Here is a 14,369-nt window from a genome sequence, read left to right on the forward strand (position 1 = left end):
TACGGCACGAATGACTGGCGAGAACGTCGGATGGAAAGCGCCGCAGGCCGATCAGCTTTCCTAACTGCTAATAGCTAGAAGCTAGCAGCCCCGTGCGAGTGACTCTGCACACAAACACGCCAGCCACCAACCCCCACCAGCTCGACAAACTGAAATATCGCAGTCTGGACAAAATGTTCCAAGTTAAAACCGCGGATGGATGTCCATCCGCGGTTTCTGTTTATTTATCCACTTTTCTAATCAGAATACATCCGGTAACGAAAGCGATAATATTCGGCAGCCATACCGCCAGCATGGCCGGCATGACATGGCCCTTTCCCAGAGCTTCCAGGAATGTCATGATGGCATAATAGAGGAAAATGATGACTACTGAAAGGCCAAAGCCGATGGAGGAAGAAGATCTCTGCTTTTGTACCCCCAAAGGAGCCCCTACGATGGCAAACACAAAGCTGGCCATGGGCAGGGAGAAGCGGCGATGCACTTCCATCATAATGGGCGTCGTATCTGCATGGGCTGCCGTATAGGCTTTCTTTGTCAGGAGAAGTTCCCGGATCGTCATCTCATCGTAATTCTTCTTTTCTTTAGGAATATCCTCCGGGGACTGGGCATAAGGAATCTCTTGCCGCTCAAAATGCATCATCCGGTCTACGCCATCCCCGGTGAGATCATAGATGACGCCATCCGTCATGACCCATACACCGTTCTGCCAGATGGCTTTTGGCGCATTTTCTACCCGTGTCACTTCTTCATTCTGGAATTCCTGGACCGTGATGTTTTCCAGTTCCTTTGTTTGCGGATTATACCGCCTTGCGTAGAGGAGATGAAGGATTTTCCCGTTCTGTACATCCCGCACCACCACGTGGTCCGTCACGCCGGGATTGAAGTTCTTCTTGATTTCTGTATTCAGCACATATTCATATTCCCGGTTTGTCCAGGGGACTACGTATTCATTGAACGCCACAGCGCAGAGGCTGATGAGGAGGGACAGTATAAACACCGGTGTCGCCAGCCGCAGGAAGCTCTGGCCCGATGAACGCATGACAATGAGTTCGCTGGAGCCGGAAAGCCTTGAAAAACACATGAGCGCTCCCAAAAGAACTGCCATGGGAAATGTATATACCACGATACGAGGCAGTGCCAGCACGAATATTTTCAGGGCTGACACTGGCGAAGCACCGTACTTAGTCACATAGCTCGCAATTTTAAGTAGTGTGTCGGCACCAAGAAATATGGCCGTGAAAGCAGCAACGCCGAATAAGAAAGGGCCCAGGAATTCTTTTAACGTGTATTTATCAAGAAGTCTCATAAGAATTCCTCTCTCCCTGTTTTGACAAGATTCATAAACTGAAATTTTCTCCTAAATAGAACTTCTTAGCCACCGGATTCACGGCAATTTCATTGGCCCTGCCGGATAGAAGAATTTTTCCCTCTGAAAGAATATAGGCCTTATCTACAATACGAAGAGTCTCTCTTACATTGTGATCCGTAATCAGAATACCGATGCCCCTGGTTTTCAGGTGGAGGACCACGCTCTGGATATCTTCCACCGCCAATGGATCTACGCCGGCAAAAGGTTCGTCCAGGAGGATAAACGAAGGATCCAATGTCAGGGACCGGGCAATTTCCACCCGCCGCCGCTCGCCGCCGGAAAGGGCATCCCCCCTGGTATCCCGCACATGGGTGATATGAAATTCTTCCAGAAGAGCCTCCGCCTTCTGTCTTCTTGCTTCAGAAGACAGATCCTTCCGTGTTTCCAGAAGGGACATCAGGTTTTCCCATACCGTCATTTTTCGGAAAACGGAAGCTTCCTGGGGAAGGTACCCGATGCCGAACTGGTGCCGTTTATAAATGGGCATCCCCACGAGAGACGTACCATCTACTGTCACATCCCCTTCATCGGGCTGGATAATACCTACGATCATGTAGAAGGTCGTGGTCTTCCCGGCCCCATTTGGGCCAAGGAGACCCACAATGGTTCCCTGCTCCACTTCCACATTCACATGGTCCACTACGGTTCTTGCACCGTAGCGTTTGATGAGATTATGCGTTTCTATCTTCATTTGCTGTCCTTGATTTCTAACGGGCTGCCCGCTTCTTCCAGCCGTCCTGCTATGGGAGTTGCTGCTGTTACCGGTCCCTGGGGAGCCTGGCTCCCGGATCCGGAAGAAGAACTGCCATTGTCAGTACCGGTGCTTCCGGTATTCGTAATCACGATGGTGCTTCGTCCGGTGGTTTCCACGACTTTATCTTCATCCCGAAGTACCAGTTCCGGACCGTTAAAGGAGTTGCCGTTCTGGGTTACCCAGGCATTTCCGGTGAGCACCAGTTTCCCATCGGTACCATTAGCTCCGGTCCTCGTATAGACGGCCTGATCACCATAGCCTACGGCATTATGAAGGCTGCTGGAAAGATTTACACCACCGGTAGCTACCACTTTGACCTGTTTCATATTGCCTTCGATATGAGGTGCCTGCAGAATACCATCCGGCGATTCCAGATATCCATTCCCCTCAATCTTACCGAATCCGGTATCCGGATTGTACATGACGTCATCGCCCTTCAGTGTCCGCTTTTCAAGACCATCATGAAAATTGACACTGCCTATACCTCGAGCAGTCTTATCCTGGTAAAGATACATTTTATCCGCATAGAGGGTGGTCTGGTCTTTTACATAGTTTACGCCGCCTTCCAGAAAAGCGCTCCGGTCTTCGAAATGGTATTCTCCATTGGATCCGGTAATCGTGGCCCCCTGATTGGCATGAATCACCACATCGCCCTTGGCGGTGACAACCTTTGTATTTCCATCATAGGTCAGTACATCCGCTGTAATGTCATCGGCCATTGCCATGCCCTGTACGCCAAGAGCGATGGCCAGGGCCGCCAGTGCTGTATAAAAAGTTTTCACTGTGCATCCTCCTTGTCTGTCAGCTTCGCATGACCTTTAGCCGTAATTTTCTTCAATACCCGGTCTGCATCAAATGTATCCGCTGTCAAAACTTTGCCATCTTTTTTCACCACAAATGCTTTATCTGTGGAGAGGATTTCCTTATTACCATCATAAGTCAGGTTTTCTGCATAGAGTTCTTCCCCATCTTTGGAATTGCCCTGTACATTCCCTTCAATATAAACCGTTTTAGTCTTCCGGTCAATGCGGCCTTTATCGGCAGTCAGGTGGAGGTCATCCCCATCTTTCATGAAATCCCCCTCTACCCCTTCCATATCTACATGGTTCTGGTCTTTACTGATGGTTACATGTTTTGCCTTAAACCGCCATGTAATCTTTCCGTCTTTGGTTTCTTTCATATCAATATTATTGAATTCCATGGAAGACGAGGAAGAAGAGGCAGCATTCATATTTCTGCTGTCATCTTTAAAGAGGAAATAAAGACCAATGCCGATTGCCAGAATCAGCAGGACAGCCAGAATCAGGTTCCGATTCTTTTTCATTCCTTTCCTCCTTTGGTTTCATTCCAGTTTTCATCCATCCCCGATGCAAATCGCTTTTTCTCTTCCGGGCTCAGCTCGTTATACATTTTAATCTTTCCCGGTCTTGTCCAGAACAGGTGCTGGAACCAGAGCCAGTCTGCCGGATGAGCTTTGATGAAGTCTTCCATAATCGAGGCCATCTTTTGGGAATTCTGCAGAAGATCCCGGTCCTTGTTTCCCGTATCTTCATAGTAGAAGTGTTTTCCCACACATATGGTATGCCCCCGGCCTCCAGGATTCCTGACAATAAAGATGGGAACAACAGGTGCTTTGAATTTTTTCGCAAATACCGCAGGCCCCTGGGGGAAGGAAAATACACGGTTCATGAAGAGCACAGGCACACCCACCTTATTTCCATCCTTATCTGAAAGAAACCCGAGAATGTGGTTCTTTTTCATGGAACGGGCTGCTGCGATCATTTCATAGCCACCGGTGCCGGTGAGGTAAATATGCTGTCCCGCCATGGCTCGATAGGAATTAATCATCTTCATGAGCACATCGTCTGACTGCTTCTTACCGATAGCCGAAGTATCATAGCCGTGCAGGGCGAGGCCTGCCCCCAGCCATTCCCAGTTGCCCATGTGAGCTGTAAGGCCGACAATTCCTTTTCCTTCCGCATAAGCAGCTTCGAGATACTCCGGATGGTCTATTTTCACATAGTCATCAATATGGGATTTTTCCCGGCATAACCTTGGCATATAAAGCATTTCCATGGCGGACATGCCTATATTCCGGTATACCTTCTGCAGCAGGTCCTCCGCTTCCGGGCGGGAGACGGAAAGTCCTATCATTATCTGTCGGATCCCACGGTTTTTCTGTTTGGCTATGCGGTTCATGATGAGGGGACCCAAAGTCCGCCCTATGGACAGGATATGGTCGTAGGACATGGAGCAGAGCAGGCTGCTGATGCCTTTCAATATCCCGTAACGTACCTTGAATAACATGGCTTTTTCTTCTTTCCGGTTTGGATAATATACTGCAACCGGCTTTCTTCGGTAATCCCGTTGAAAGCACGAATCATTGGCAGAAGACTTACAGAAGTGCTGGTGAATCTGCAAAGTCAGATTTTATAAGGGATCTGATACAAAACCGGGTCATACTCTTCGTTACACAGTTCACTATGAACGCCAGACTATTCCTTGTTGCCATAAATCCAATAATAAATCTGCCGGCGACTTACCCAGCGCTTCCTTATCTTTCGAATGCAGTGGCTCTTTCCTGTTTCCAGAAGAAAGAGGACTGTTTTTGTAAAACGGTAAAGAGCGATTTCCCCGAAAACGTCCTTACTGCACCACTTTTTTCAGGTTTTTCCCCTTATAGGAATTCACCGCCTCTTTCCATCGATGCTGGGATTTCATAATTGTCTCGATAAACTCCCGGGCTGCTCCTTTCCCGCCGGGAAGGGAAGACACAAAATCCGATGCTTTTCTGGCTTCCGATACACCATCAGCGGGACTTCCGGAAAAGCCTACCTTCTTCATCAGAGGCAGATCGTTGAGGTCGTCTCCCATATAGGCAGCTTCCTTCCACGAAAGGCCGTGGTCTTTCAGGATTTTCTCCATGGCTTCCACCTTATTGGAAACACCCATAAGGATAAAATCCACCTGAAGCTCTTTGCCCCTGTTCTCTACAAGCTTCGACTTCCTTCCGGTAATGAAGCCGGTCACATACCCCATGCGGTGAGCCAGGGAAATACCAAGCCCATCTCTGGCATGAAACAGCTTCACCGGTTCTCCATCAAATCCGATGACAAGGGTGCCATCGGTCAGAGTGCCGTCCACATCAAAGGCAATCAGCTTTACTGTGCCTGCATTTCCCATCAGACAACCCCCTGTCGTAAAAGATCGGTAATATGAATCATCCCTATAGCCTTTCCGGACTGGTCAGTCACAGGGAGGACCGTAATGGGATGGGGCTTATGCTGCTCCATGATGTGGAGTCCTTCAGCTGCCAGCTTTTCCTTATGAATCACCTGGGGATGGAGCGTCATGACTTCCTTCACCGGGCGGGACAGAAAATTCATCCCCCTTTCCAGGCCCCGGCGGACATCCCCGTCCGTCATCAGGCCTTTCAGTATTCCCTGGCCATCCACCACGGAAACGGCGCCAAGCCCTTTATCGGTCATAACGAAAAGGGCATCTTTCACCGTGGAAGTTTCCGGAATCACCGGATTATCCTCTCCTTTATGCATGACCATTTCTACCGTCAGGAGAAGCCTCTTTCCCAAAGAACCGCCAGGATGGAATACAGCGAAATTATCGGCTGTGAAATGGTGGCGTTCCATAAGGCATACCGCCAACGCGTCTCCCAGGGCCAGGGCCGCAGTGGTGGAACTGGTTGGTGCCAGTCCCAGGCTGTCCGCTTCCTTTTCAACCCCCGCATCCAGAACGGCGTCCGCATTTTTAGCCAGGGTGGATTTCGTATTTCCCACCACCGCCACCAGTTTGGCACCAATCCGTTTCAGGGATGGAAGGATATTCAGGATTTCGGCAGTTTCCCCGCTGTTTGAATAAGCCACCACCACATCATCGGCTGTCACCATGCCCAGGTCACCATGAATGCCTTCTGCAGGATGGAGAAAAAAGGCCGGAGTCCCGGTACTGGCCATGGTGGCCGCTACCTTGCGGGCAATATGGCCGGATTTTCCCATGCCCGTCAGCACAACCCTTCCCTTTGCATTTTCAATCAGTTTGACCGCTTCTTCAAACTGGCCATCCAGTTTATCCACCAGAGATAACACAGCCGCCGCTTCATCACGCAGCACCTGTGTGGCTGTTTCAATGACTGACATAGTGCCTCCCATATGTAAAACCACAACAATTCTTTTAGAATCCAGGACTATTATCTATTATACAATAAGTAACCGCCGAAAGGGGACAGATAGGGAGCCCATGAATAAAGGAAATTGGAGGGAAACGCACATCCATTCATGGGTTCTCACTCTCTCCCAGTTCCGTTTCCGCATATTCTTTATTTTTTTACAAGTCCCTGTTCCTTATCCTTCTTCACCACGTTATTAATGGCGATAAGGTCTTTCAGCAGGTCCTCCAGGGAAGACAGATAAAGCATATTCGTAGAATCAGACAGGCCTTCCGGAGGATTATCATGGACTTCCATAAAGAATCCGTCCACCCCTGATGCAGCAGCAGCCCTTGCCAGATACGGGATGAATTCCCTCTGTCCACCGGTGGAACTACCCATGCCTCCCGGCAGCTGTACGCTATGGGTGGCATCAAAAATAACGGGATAGCCAAACTGGCGCATAATGGGGAACGACCGCATATCCACCACTAGATTGTGGTAACCGAAGGACACCCCTCTTTCTGTAACCGCCAGATTCGGATTTCCTGCTTCTTCCATTTTTTCGATGACATTTTTCATGTCTTCCGGTGCCATAAACTGGCCTTTTTTTACGTTGACCGGCTTACCGGTCTTTGCTGCGCCATAGACCAGGTCCGTCTGGCGGCAAAGGAATGCAGGAATCTGCAGCATATCCAGTACCTTGGATACCGGTGCCAGCTGTGTTACATCGTGGACATCGGACAATACCGGTACCTGAAGCTCCTTCTTAATATCCGCCAGAATTTCCAGGCCCTTTTCCAGTCCCGGTCCGCGGAAGGAATGGAAGGAAGACCGGTTGGCTTTGTCATAGGAAGCTTTGAAAATATACTGTACCCCAAGCCGTTCACAGATTTTTTTGATTTCCCGGCCAATCATCAGTGTACGATCATAGCCCTCAATAACACAGGGGCCAGCAATCAGGAAGAGTTTGCTACCGTCAATGGTCAGATTTCCTACGTGAATTGTTTTCATAAGTGGTTCCTTTCAAAATACTCATTGGCCTTTTTCAGGTCCGCTTCCGTATCAATACCGATATCTTCCGTTTCCACCGGAATCACACCGATTTTATACCCCATTTCCAGAGCCCGCAGCTGTTCCAGGGACTCCGTCTTTTCCAGGGGAGTCTGTTCCATCTTTGCATAGGCAAGGAGAAAATCCCGGCGGTACGCATAAATACCCACATGTTTTAACGGGGGAACAGAAAACTCATGACGTGGAAAGGGAATCAGGGAACGGGAAAAATACAGGGCTTCTCCCTTTTGGTTCACCACCACTTTCACCGCCGATGGATCCTCATACTCATCTTTTCTCAATGGCGTCGCCACGGTAGCCATATCCAGGTCTTCGTGGTCCATGAGATCCTGCGCCAGTCGGTCAATGACATCGGGATCAATCAATGGTTCATCCCCCTGAACATTGACAATAATATCATACTGCGGAAGTTTTGCCGCCACCTCTGCCAGACGATCGGTACCAGTGGGGTGGTTTACCGATGTCATGACCACATGGCCGCCAAAGCTTTTGACCTCTTTTTCAATTTCTTCATGGTCCGTAGCTACGATGACCGTTTCCGGCACCTTGGCCAGGCAGGCCCTTTCATAAACCCGATGGACCAGCGTTTTTCCTGCAATCAGGCGAAGCGGTTTTCCCGGAAGCCTCGTGGAGGCATAGCGGGAAGGAATAATACAGGCTGCTTTCATCATAAATCCTCCCATTGTTTTTTCAAAAGTGTAAGACCTTCAGGAAAGGTCATCTCTATTTCAAGAACATAAAAGGGTACCGTCGATTTAACAATACTGGAAAGATTCATCATTTTGACGGCATCCTTTTCCGTAATAACAATCATATCCGCTCCATACCGGCGGGCTTCGGATTCCGCATTTCGGATATCCTCCTCTTCATAGGAATGATGGTCATCAAAGGCCATCTCACCCGTAAGGAACAGCCCCGCTTCTTTTGCGGTTTCTGCAAAGGCGCCGGGATTCCCTATACCGGAAACGAGATAGGCTCTTTTCCCCTTTGCCGCCATCCTGCTTGTGCCCAATTTTCTGTCCTTCCAATCGCCATAGGGCACCACGCCGGAAGGGCTGTGGCAGGAAGAAATGACCGGTATATTCCCGGCAAGCTTCAAAAGGGCCTCTTTGATTTCATCTATCTTGGCAGGGCTCACCTGGTCACTCTTCGTGAGTATGAAAAGGCTGGCCCTTTTTAAAGCCTCCAGAGGCTCCCGCAGAAGTCCCCGAGGCAGGGCATGGCCGTAGCCAAAGGGATTTGTGCAGTCCAGAAGGACAAGGTCCCGGTCCCTTTTCATGGACCAGTACTGGAAACCGTCATCCATAAGCAGTAAATCTGCTCCCAGCTGTTTCGCTTTCTCCGCAGACCGGAAGCGGTCCCTGCCTACAAGCACAGGAATTCCCGGAAGTTTCAGAGCCATCATATAGGGTTCATCGCCGGCCATCTGCTGGGAAACCAGGATAGAACGGCCATCGGATACAAGGCCCCCCTTTTTTTCCAGGCCGCTTTTATAGCCCCGGCTGATAATGGCCGGATGATATCCTTCCCCCAGTAAAAGCCGGGCCATACGGATAATACAGGGAGTTTTCCCCGTACCACCGGCGGTAATATTTCCTACCGAAATGACCGGAACCCCCACGCTTCTCGCCCCAGCCAGCTCCCTGTCCCTCTTCTTCATCACCTGGGACAGGTAAAGGGTTTCCAGCTTTTCCAAAAAGGACAGAACAATCCTGTCTTTGCCCCGGGGCTTTGGATTCTTCATGAGTCCCGTCACATAGTCTTCAAGGCTCATTTTTCCCCCTCAGATGAATACCATACTCCGCCACCAGTTCTTCAAAGGCATGAATATTGCGGTCTGTGGCTCCCTGGTTTTCCCGAACCACTTCCAATGCTGCTTCCCCCATGCGATTCATTTTTTCAGGGTGGTCCAGCAGGTCCAGCAGCGTTTTTTCAAACGTTTTCTCATCGGGTGTCATGATGCACACTCCCCGGTTTGAAAGAAGTTCAAAAATTTCCTGGAAATTAAACATATAGGGTCCCACGAGAACCGGTTTGCCATGGGCCGCAGGCTCCAGGATATTGTGTCCTCCTACTTTTACAAAGCTGCCGCCCACAAAAACTACATCCGCCAGACTGTAGAGACGTCCCAGTTCACCAATGGTATCCAGGATAACAATCTGGGCACTCTTTCCATCATCCTCTTCTGTCCCCATTTTGGAACGGCGGAGCACCGTAAATCCATGGTGTTTAATCATAAAACGGACAGAGGGGGCCCTTGTAATTTCCCGTACTGCCAGGAGAAGCCGGGCATTCGGATACTTTTCAAGCACCTTTTTGAAGGTACGCACAATGATTTCTTCTTCACCACCATGGGTAGAACCGGCCACAATAATCGGCCCTTTTCCGTCAAACCGGAATTCCTTCCGAAGCCGGTTTCTTTCCTCCTCCGAAACCTCTGCATAGGTCTGGTCATACTTTGTATTTCCCGTAATCGTTACCCGGTCCGGAATGGCTCCCATGGAAATAATCCGTTCCTTGTCAATTTTCGACTGCATGCAGAATTTCCGGATCTGGAAAAGCATTTTTGTCGTAAAACGACGAATCAGGGAATACCGCTTCATAGAACGGCCGCTGATTCTTCCGTTCATCATCATGACCGGAATCTTCTTCCGCCAGGCAAGGCGGAGAAAATTCGGCCACAATTCCGTTTCTATGAGGATAATGGCTTTAGGATTGACAATATTGACAATTCTTTCCGTAATAACCGGCAGGTCAAAGGGAAAGAATATATGTCCATCCGCTTCCGGAATGATACGCTGGGCCATGCGGTGGCCGGTGGCTGTAACCACGGACACCACCACCATTTCATCGGGGTATTTCTCCTTCAGTTCCCGCACGATTGGACTGGCCGCTACCACCTCTCCCACAGAAGCGGCATGGACCCAGATGGCATTATGGTCAGCAATCTGCAGCAGTGTAGGGGTCGGCATAATACCGGCACTCTGTTTCAACCTGTCATAAAATCCCTCTTCAAAGACAAGGCGGTATATAAGAATCGGTATCTGCAGAATCCAGTAAGCCACCAGGCATATGTTGTAAAACCAGTACAATGGGGTATCTCCTTTTCCGGAAAACAAACTGTAATTTCATGGAAAATAAGAAAGGGATTATCCCTCCTTTTCTTCATCCTCCGCGTCCTCTTCCGCTTCCGCCACTTTGGCACTCATGGTATAGAGGTCATAATAGAGGCCGCCCTTAGCCATGAGTTCATCATGGGTGCCCCGTTCTGCAATGACCCCGTCATTCAGGACGAGAATCTGGTCCGCATTTTTAATGGTAGACAGCCGATGGGCAATGACAAAAGATGTACGGCCTACCATCAGTTTATCCAATGCATCCTGTACGATTTTCTCGCTTTCCGTATCCAGAGCCGATGTGGCTTCGTCAAGAATCAGAATTTTCGGATTCTTCAGGATAGCCCGGGCAATAGCAATGCGCTGCCGCTGGCCGCCGGACAAGATCAGTCCACGGTCCCCTACCTTCGTGTCAATGCCATTGGGGAGTTCCTTAATAAATTTCTCTGCATTAGCCGCCCGGATGGCTGCCCATACTTCTTCATCCGTAGCATCCAGACGCCCGTAGAGAACGTTATCTTTAATGGATGTATTGAACAGGAGTGTATCCTGGGGCACAAGGCCGATCTGGTCACGGAGAGAGCCAAGAGTGGCCTTGCGGATATCCGTACCATCAATATCAATTTCCCCGCCTGTGACTTCATAAAACCTTGGAAGCAGGTTGGCAATGGTAGACTTGCCGGCTCCCGAAGGGCCTACGATGGCAATGGTTTCCCCCGGATTGGCCCTGAAATTCAGGTCCTTCAGTACCGGATGGCCCTCTTCATAATAGAAAGCCACATGTTTTGCTTCTACAGCCCCTTCTTTGACCACCAGAGGCTTCTCTTCGGCCCGGTTCTGTTCTTCTTCCTTTTCGTCCAGAATGTCAAATACCCGGTCCGCAGCGGCCAGAGACTTCTGGATATTACCATAGCTGTCAGCGATACGTTTGATGGGGTTTGCCAGGTTAATGGCATAAATGAGGAAAGCGATCAATTCGCCCGCAGTCATGATGCCGTCGATAACGGAAACGCCGCCGTACCAGATGATTACCGTAATGGCCAGGGCTGCCAGAAATTCCACCACCGGCGTGAGCTGGCTCTGCTGGCGAATGGACCGGACGGTGGCTTTGAAATTATCCTGGTTTACTTTATTGAACCGCTTTGTTTCATAATCGGACCGGTTAAAACTTCGGATAATACGGACACCGGATATGGTTTCCTGCAGCATGGCCGTTACATCAGCCAGCCGTTCCTGCACATTCCTGCCGGATGAATGAAGTTTCTTCCCGAAGAACTTGATGGTCACCGATACCAGAGGCACAATGACAAGGCAGAGAATGGTAAGTTTCCACTGCAGGTAAATCATGGCCGCAAAAGAACCAATAAAGATGGCCCCTTCCTGTACCAGCATGATGAAATCAGAAGTCATGGCTGTCTGCAGGGCACTGATATCATTTGTAAGGTTACTCATGATTTCCCCGGTCCTGCGCCTGTCAAAATAGGCGATAGGCAGCTTCTGCAGGTGGTTATACAGCTTGTTTCGGAGGTCCCGAATAACAGACTGGCCAATATAGCCCATAAGGTACCTGTGGGCAAAGGTAGTGGCTCCGCGGATAAAGAATACGATGATAATAGAAACAATGATGAGGTACAGCATGGTGAGGTCCTTGTCCTCCAGTACCTTATCGATTACATCCTTGATAATCCACGGAACGTACAGATTCGTTGCTGATACCGATATCATACAGATAATGGATACGATGAGCAGCTTGATATAGGGCTTCAGGTATTTCAGAAGCCTGCGATAACTGTTTAATTTACTTCTCTTTTCTGCCATGGACAGCTCCTGCCGTGTCAACTATAAGACGGGCCACGCGATGTACAGCTCCGCCGGAGCCCAGCGCTTTCCGCACTTCCTTGATTTCTTCTATGTTTTTCTTTCTCTTTTCTTCATCCTCTATCCAGGGAAGAAGGATGTCCGTAATATTTTCCGCATTGGCCCTGTCCTGCAGAAGTTCCGGCGTTACTTCCCTTCCCATGAGGAGGTTGGGGAGACCTGCATATTTAACATGGACCAGAAGATTGGCCAGAAACCAGGTCACCGGCGCCAGCTTATAGACCAGTACCGTAGGCAGCTCCATCAGTGCCGTTTCCAGAGTGGCCGTACCGGAAGAGGCTGCGCAGGCGGTGCAAATCTGCATCAGGTCATACTGGTGGCCTTCTGTGATTTCAATGGACAGGGAAGAATTCCCAATGATGGACCTGAGGAAACTTTCCGGTATAGTGGACGCACGGGGGATGAAAAACTGACAGTTTTCTTTTTGGGCCAGATTTTCCGCCGCCTCCAGCATGATGGGAAGAAGGCTGGTGACTTCATTCTTCCGGCTTCCCGGCATGAGAAGTATCCTCTTTTTATCCCGGTCCCCATGAAAATGGTCCATGGCCTCATCAAAGGACATGGACGGCTTCACCGTATCCGCCAGGGGATGGCCCACAAAGGTCACCGGCGCTCCTGCTTCTTTATAGGCCTTTGCTTCAAAAGGAAATATGGAAGCCACCATGGTCACATCCCGGACAATATTCTTTGCCCTGCCTTTGTTCCAGGCCCAGATAGTAGGTGCGATGTAATAAACCACCGGAATCCCCAGTTCTTTAGCCACATGGGCCAGCTTCATATTAAAGCCGGGATAGTCCACGCAGACCAGCACATCCGGCTTCTCCCGCATCATGGCCTCCTTCAGGAAACTCCGAAGGCGGAAGAAAAAGGGGATATGTTTAATCACTTCCACGACCCCGATAATTCCCAGATTTTCTATATCATAGATAATACGGACACCACTTTTTCTCATATCCGCGCCGCCCATGCCAAAGATTTCCACATCCGGCATCATGCGCTTCAGCTCTGCTGCCACCGCAGCGGCATGCATATCGCCGGAAGCCTCTCCGGCGGACATCATAATTTTCATACTTTATCCTGTTCTACGGCAAGAATAACGATGCCTTTTTCATTGGCCTCCTTCAGAACGGCTTCTTTCTCTGCAAAAAGGGTGTGCCAGGCCTCGATGGCCAGTACGGCGCAGCCGCTTTCTTCCATGGAATGAAGGGTCTGAAGTCCAACAGCAGGCATATCGAAGCGGGTATCCTGGGATGGTTTTGCCGTTTTCACCACCACAGCGCCACCCCTTGCCAGGGCCCCGCCCCTTTTAATGCAGGCATCGGTTCCTTCAATGGCTTCCACCGCCATGACTGCCTGGTTCTTTACAACCACCGTCTGGCCGAGATCCATGGCCCCAATGGCTTTAGCTGCCTTAAATCCAAAAAGCACATCCGCCATTTGGGCATCCGTAGGCTTTTTCTTCGTAAATACCTGGGGTCCCGGCATAAGGGGCTTCAGGTATTTCGTCTGGTCCAGAACAGAAATCCCATCCTTCGCCAGTTCTTCTACAATAGCCAGTGTCACCGTATCATCCTTGAAATCCTTCTTCCGAAGACGGTTCAACACTTTGATGGCCCGGAGATCCGGAAAGGGATGGTTCTTAAACAGCCACTCCTTGGTCACCTTGCCGATCATGGTGACTTCCTTCACATTCTCGCTGACCAGTGTTTTGATGACTTTATTTAACTTGAATGCACTGATTTCATAATAGGCATCTGCCATGTCCTTCAGCCGACTGTCGATACCCGGAATCACTGCAATGCATACCACCCTGTATCCCTGGGATTGTACCGCTTCCGTAAACTCCACAGGAAGCGTACCTATTCCCGCCAGCAGTCCGATTGTTTCCATACAAACCTCCAGTATATAACTCTTCTTATTTTATCATTTCCGAGGGCATATCGCACTATGGAGATACGAAACAAATTGCGGTTTGTCGAGCTGTTGAAGAGGTGCTGATGGATAGAGTCATTCGTG

14 protein-coding genes are annotated in these 14,369 nt (G+C 49.7%); all 14 read right to left on the minus strand.

All coding sequences use genetic code 11. From position 1 onward, the window contains the following. Window positions 1–220 precede the first annotated feature (220 nt). The 14 genes from QZR21_RS04975 to lpxI all read right to left on the minus strand — a co-directional run bounded on the left by QZR21_RS04975 (window position 221) and on the right by lpxI (window position 14,243). On the minus strand, window positions 221–1,306 hold the full coding sequence (locus tag QZR21_RS04975) for an LptF/LptG family permease (RefSeq protein WP_296974072.1): 1,086 nt from the start codon (window positions 1,304–1,306) through the stop codon (window positions 221–223). Between the two features lie 31 nt (window positions 1,307–1,337). Next, the gene (gene lptB, locus QZR21_RS04980) at window positions 1,338–2,060 is read right to left on the minus strand and encodes an LPS export ABC transporter ATP-binding protein (protein WP_296097708.1); all 723 of its coding nucleotides are present in this window, start codon (window positions 2,058–2,060) and stop codon (window positions 1,338–1,340) included. Further along, complete coding sequence (locus tag QZR21_RS04985) at window positions 2,057–2,905, minus strand: LptA/OstA family protein (RefSeq protein ID WP_296097710.1); 849 nt, start codon at window positions 2,903–2,905, stop codon at window positions 2,057–2,059. The genes lptB and QZR21_RS04985 overlap by 4 nt, the downstream gene beginning before the upstream one ends. Continuing rightward, the gene (lptC, locus tag QZR21_RS04990) at window positions 2,902–3,447 is read right to left on the minus strand and encodes an LPS export ABC transporter periplasmic protein LptC (RefSeq protein ID WP_296097713.1); all 546 of its coding nucleotides are present in this window, start codon (window positions 3,445–3,447) and stop codon (window positions 2,902–2,904) included. The genes QZR21_RS04985 and lptC overlap by 4 nt, the downstream gene beginning before the upstream one ends. Then, window positions 3,444–4,430 carry a lysophospholipid acyltransferase family protein gene (locus tag QZR21_RS04995; RefSeq protein WP_296097715.1) on the minus strand — a complete coding sequence of 329 codons (987 nt, stop codon included), beginning with the start codon at window positions 4,428–4,430 and terminating at the stop codon, window positions 3,444–3,446. Before QZR21_RS04995 ends, lptC begins: the two co-directional genes overlap by 4 nt. Before the next feature lie 339 nt (window positions 4,431–4,769). Beyond that, window positions 4,770–5,306 (minus strand): HAD family hydrolase, encoded by a 537-nt coding sequence (locus QZR21_RS05000; RefSeq protein ID WP_296097717.1) that lies wholly within the window; start codon window positions 5,304–5,306, stop codon window positions 4,770–4,772. Further along, window positions 5,306–6,277 (minus strand): SIS domain-containing protein, encoded by a 972-nt coding sequence (locus QZR21_RS05005; RefSeq protein WP_296097719.1) that lies wholly within the window; start codon window positions 6,275–6,277, stop codon window positions 5,306–5,308. The genes QZR21_RS05000 and QZR21_RS05005 overlap by 1 nt, the downstream gene beginning before the upstream one ends. A gap of 179 nt (window positions 6,278–6,456) precedes the next feature. Then, window positions 6,457–7,299: a 3-deoxy-8-phosphooctulonate synthase gene (gene kdsA / locus QZR21_RS05010; protein ID WP_296974079.1), complete on the minus strand. Its 843-nt coding sequence runs from the start codon at window positions 7,297–7,299 to the stop codon at window positions 6,457–6,459. After that, a complete protein-coding gene (gene kdsB, locus QZR21_RS05015) occupies window positions 7,296–8,027 on the minus strand; it encodes a 3-deoxy-manno-octulosonate cytidylyltransferase (protein WP_296097722.1) in 732 nt (243 codons plus the stop codon). Before kdsB ends, kdsA begins: the two co-directional genes overlap by 4 nt. Then, a complete protein-coding gene (gene lpxK / locus QZR21_RS05020) occupies window positions 8,027–9,133 on the minus strand; it encodes a tetraacyldisaccharide 4'-kinase (protein WP_296097724.1) in 1,107 nt (368 codons plus the stop codon). Before lpxK ends, kdsB begins: the two co-directional genes overlap by 1 nt. After that, entirely contained in the window at window positions 9,123–10,451 is a 1,329-nt protein-coding gene (locus QZR21_RS05025; protein ID WP_296097726.1) for a 3-deoxy-D-manno-octulosonic acid transferase, read from the minus strand. Before QZR21_RS05025 ends, lpxK begins: the two co-directional genes overlap by 11 nt. 57 nt (window positions 10,452–10,508) lie before the next feature. Continuing rightward, window positions 10,509–12,293 carry a lipid A export permease/ATP-binding protein MsbA gene (gene msbA, locus QZR21_RS05030; protein ID WP_296974082.1) on the minus strand — a complete coding sequence of 595 codons (1,785 nt, stop codon included), beginning with the start codon at window positions 12,291–12,293 and terminating at the stop codon, window positions 10,509–10,511. Further along, a complete protein-coding gene (gene lpxB / locus QZR21_RS05035; RefSeq protein WP_296097731.1) occupies window positions 12,274–13,422 on the minus strand; it encodes a lipid-A-disaccharide synthase in 1,149 nt (382 codons plus the stop codon). Before lpxB ends, msbA begins: the two co-directional genes overlap by 20 nt. Then, window positions 13,419–14,243 (minus strand): LpxI family protein, encoded by an 825-nt coding sequence (gene lpxI, locus QZR21_RS05040; RefSeq protein WP_296097733.1) that lies wholly within the window; start codon window positions 14,241–14,243, stop codon window positions 13,419–13,421. Before lpxI ends, lpxB begins: the two co-directional genes overlap by 4 nt. Window positions 14,244–14,369: the final 126 nt, after the last annotated feature.

Origin of the sequence: uncultured Dialister sp. (assembly GCF_900541605.1) — a bacterium.
Taxonomy (GTDB): Bacteria; Bacillota; Negativicutes; order Veillonellales; family Dialisteraceae; genus Dialister.

Bases quoted from the DNA above. Each gene is read 5' to 3' on its own strand.
- QZR21_RS04975 (WP_296974072.1), bottom strand. From the start codon at position 1,306: ATGAGACTTCTTGATAAATACACGTTAAAAGAATTCCTGGGCCCTTTC.
- lptB (WP_296097708.1), bottom strand. From the start codon at position 2,060: ATGAAGATAGAAACGCATAATCTCATCAAACGCTACGGTGCAAGAACC.
- lptC (WP_296097713.1), bottom strand. From the start codon at position 3,447: ATGAAAAAGAATCGGAACCTGATTCTGGCTGTCCTGCTGATTCTGGCA.
- QZR21_RS04995 (WP_296097715.1), bottom strand. From the start codon at position 4,430: ATGTTATTCAAGGTACGTTACGGGATATTGAAAGGCATCAGCAGCCTG.
- QZR21_RS05000 (WP_296097717.1), bottom strand. From the start codon at position 5,306: ATGGGAAATGCAGGCACAGTAAAGCTGATTGCCTTTGATGTGGACGGC.
- QZR21_RS05005 (WP_296097719.1), bottom strand. From the start codon at position 6,277: ATGTCAGTCATTGAAACAGCCACACAGGTGCTGCGTGATGAAGCGGCG.
- kdsA (WP_296974079.1), bottom strand. From the start codon at position 7,299: ATGAAAACAATTCACGTAGGAAATCTGACCATTGACGGTAGCAAACTC.
- kdsB (WP_296097722.1), bottom strand. From the start codon at position 8,027: ATGAAAGCAGCCTGTATTATTCCTTCCCGCTATGCCTCCACGAGGCTT.
- lpxK (WP_296097724.1), bottom strand. From the start codon at position 9,133: ATGAGCCTTGAAGACTATGTGACGGGACTCATGAAGAATCCAAAGCCC.
- msbA (WP_296974082.1), bottom strand. From the start codon at position 12,293: ATGGCAGAAAAGAGAAGTAAATTAAACAGTTATCGCAGGCTTCTGAAA.
- lpxB (WP_296097731.1), bottom strand. From the start codon at position 13,422: ATGAAAATTATGATGTCCGCCGGAGAGGCTTCCGGCGATATGCATGCC.
- lpxI (WP_296097733.1), bottom strand. From the start codon at position 14,243: ATGGAAACAATCGGACTGCTGGCGGGAATAGGTACGCTTCCTGTGGAG.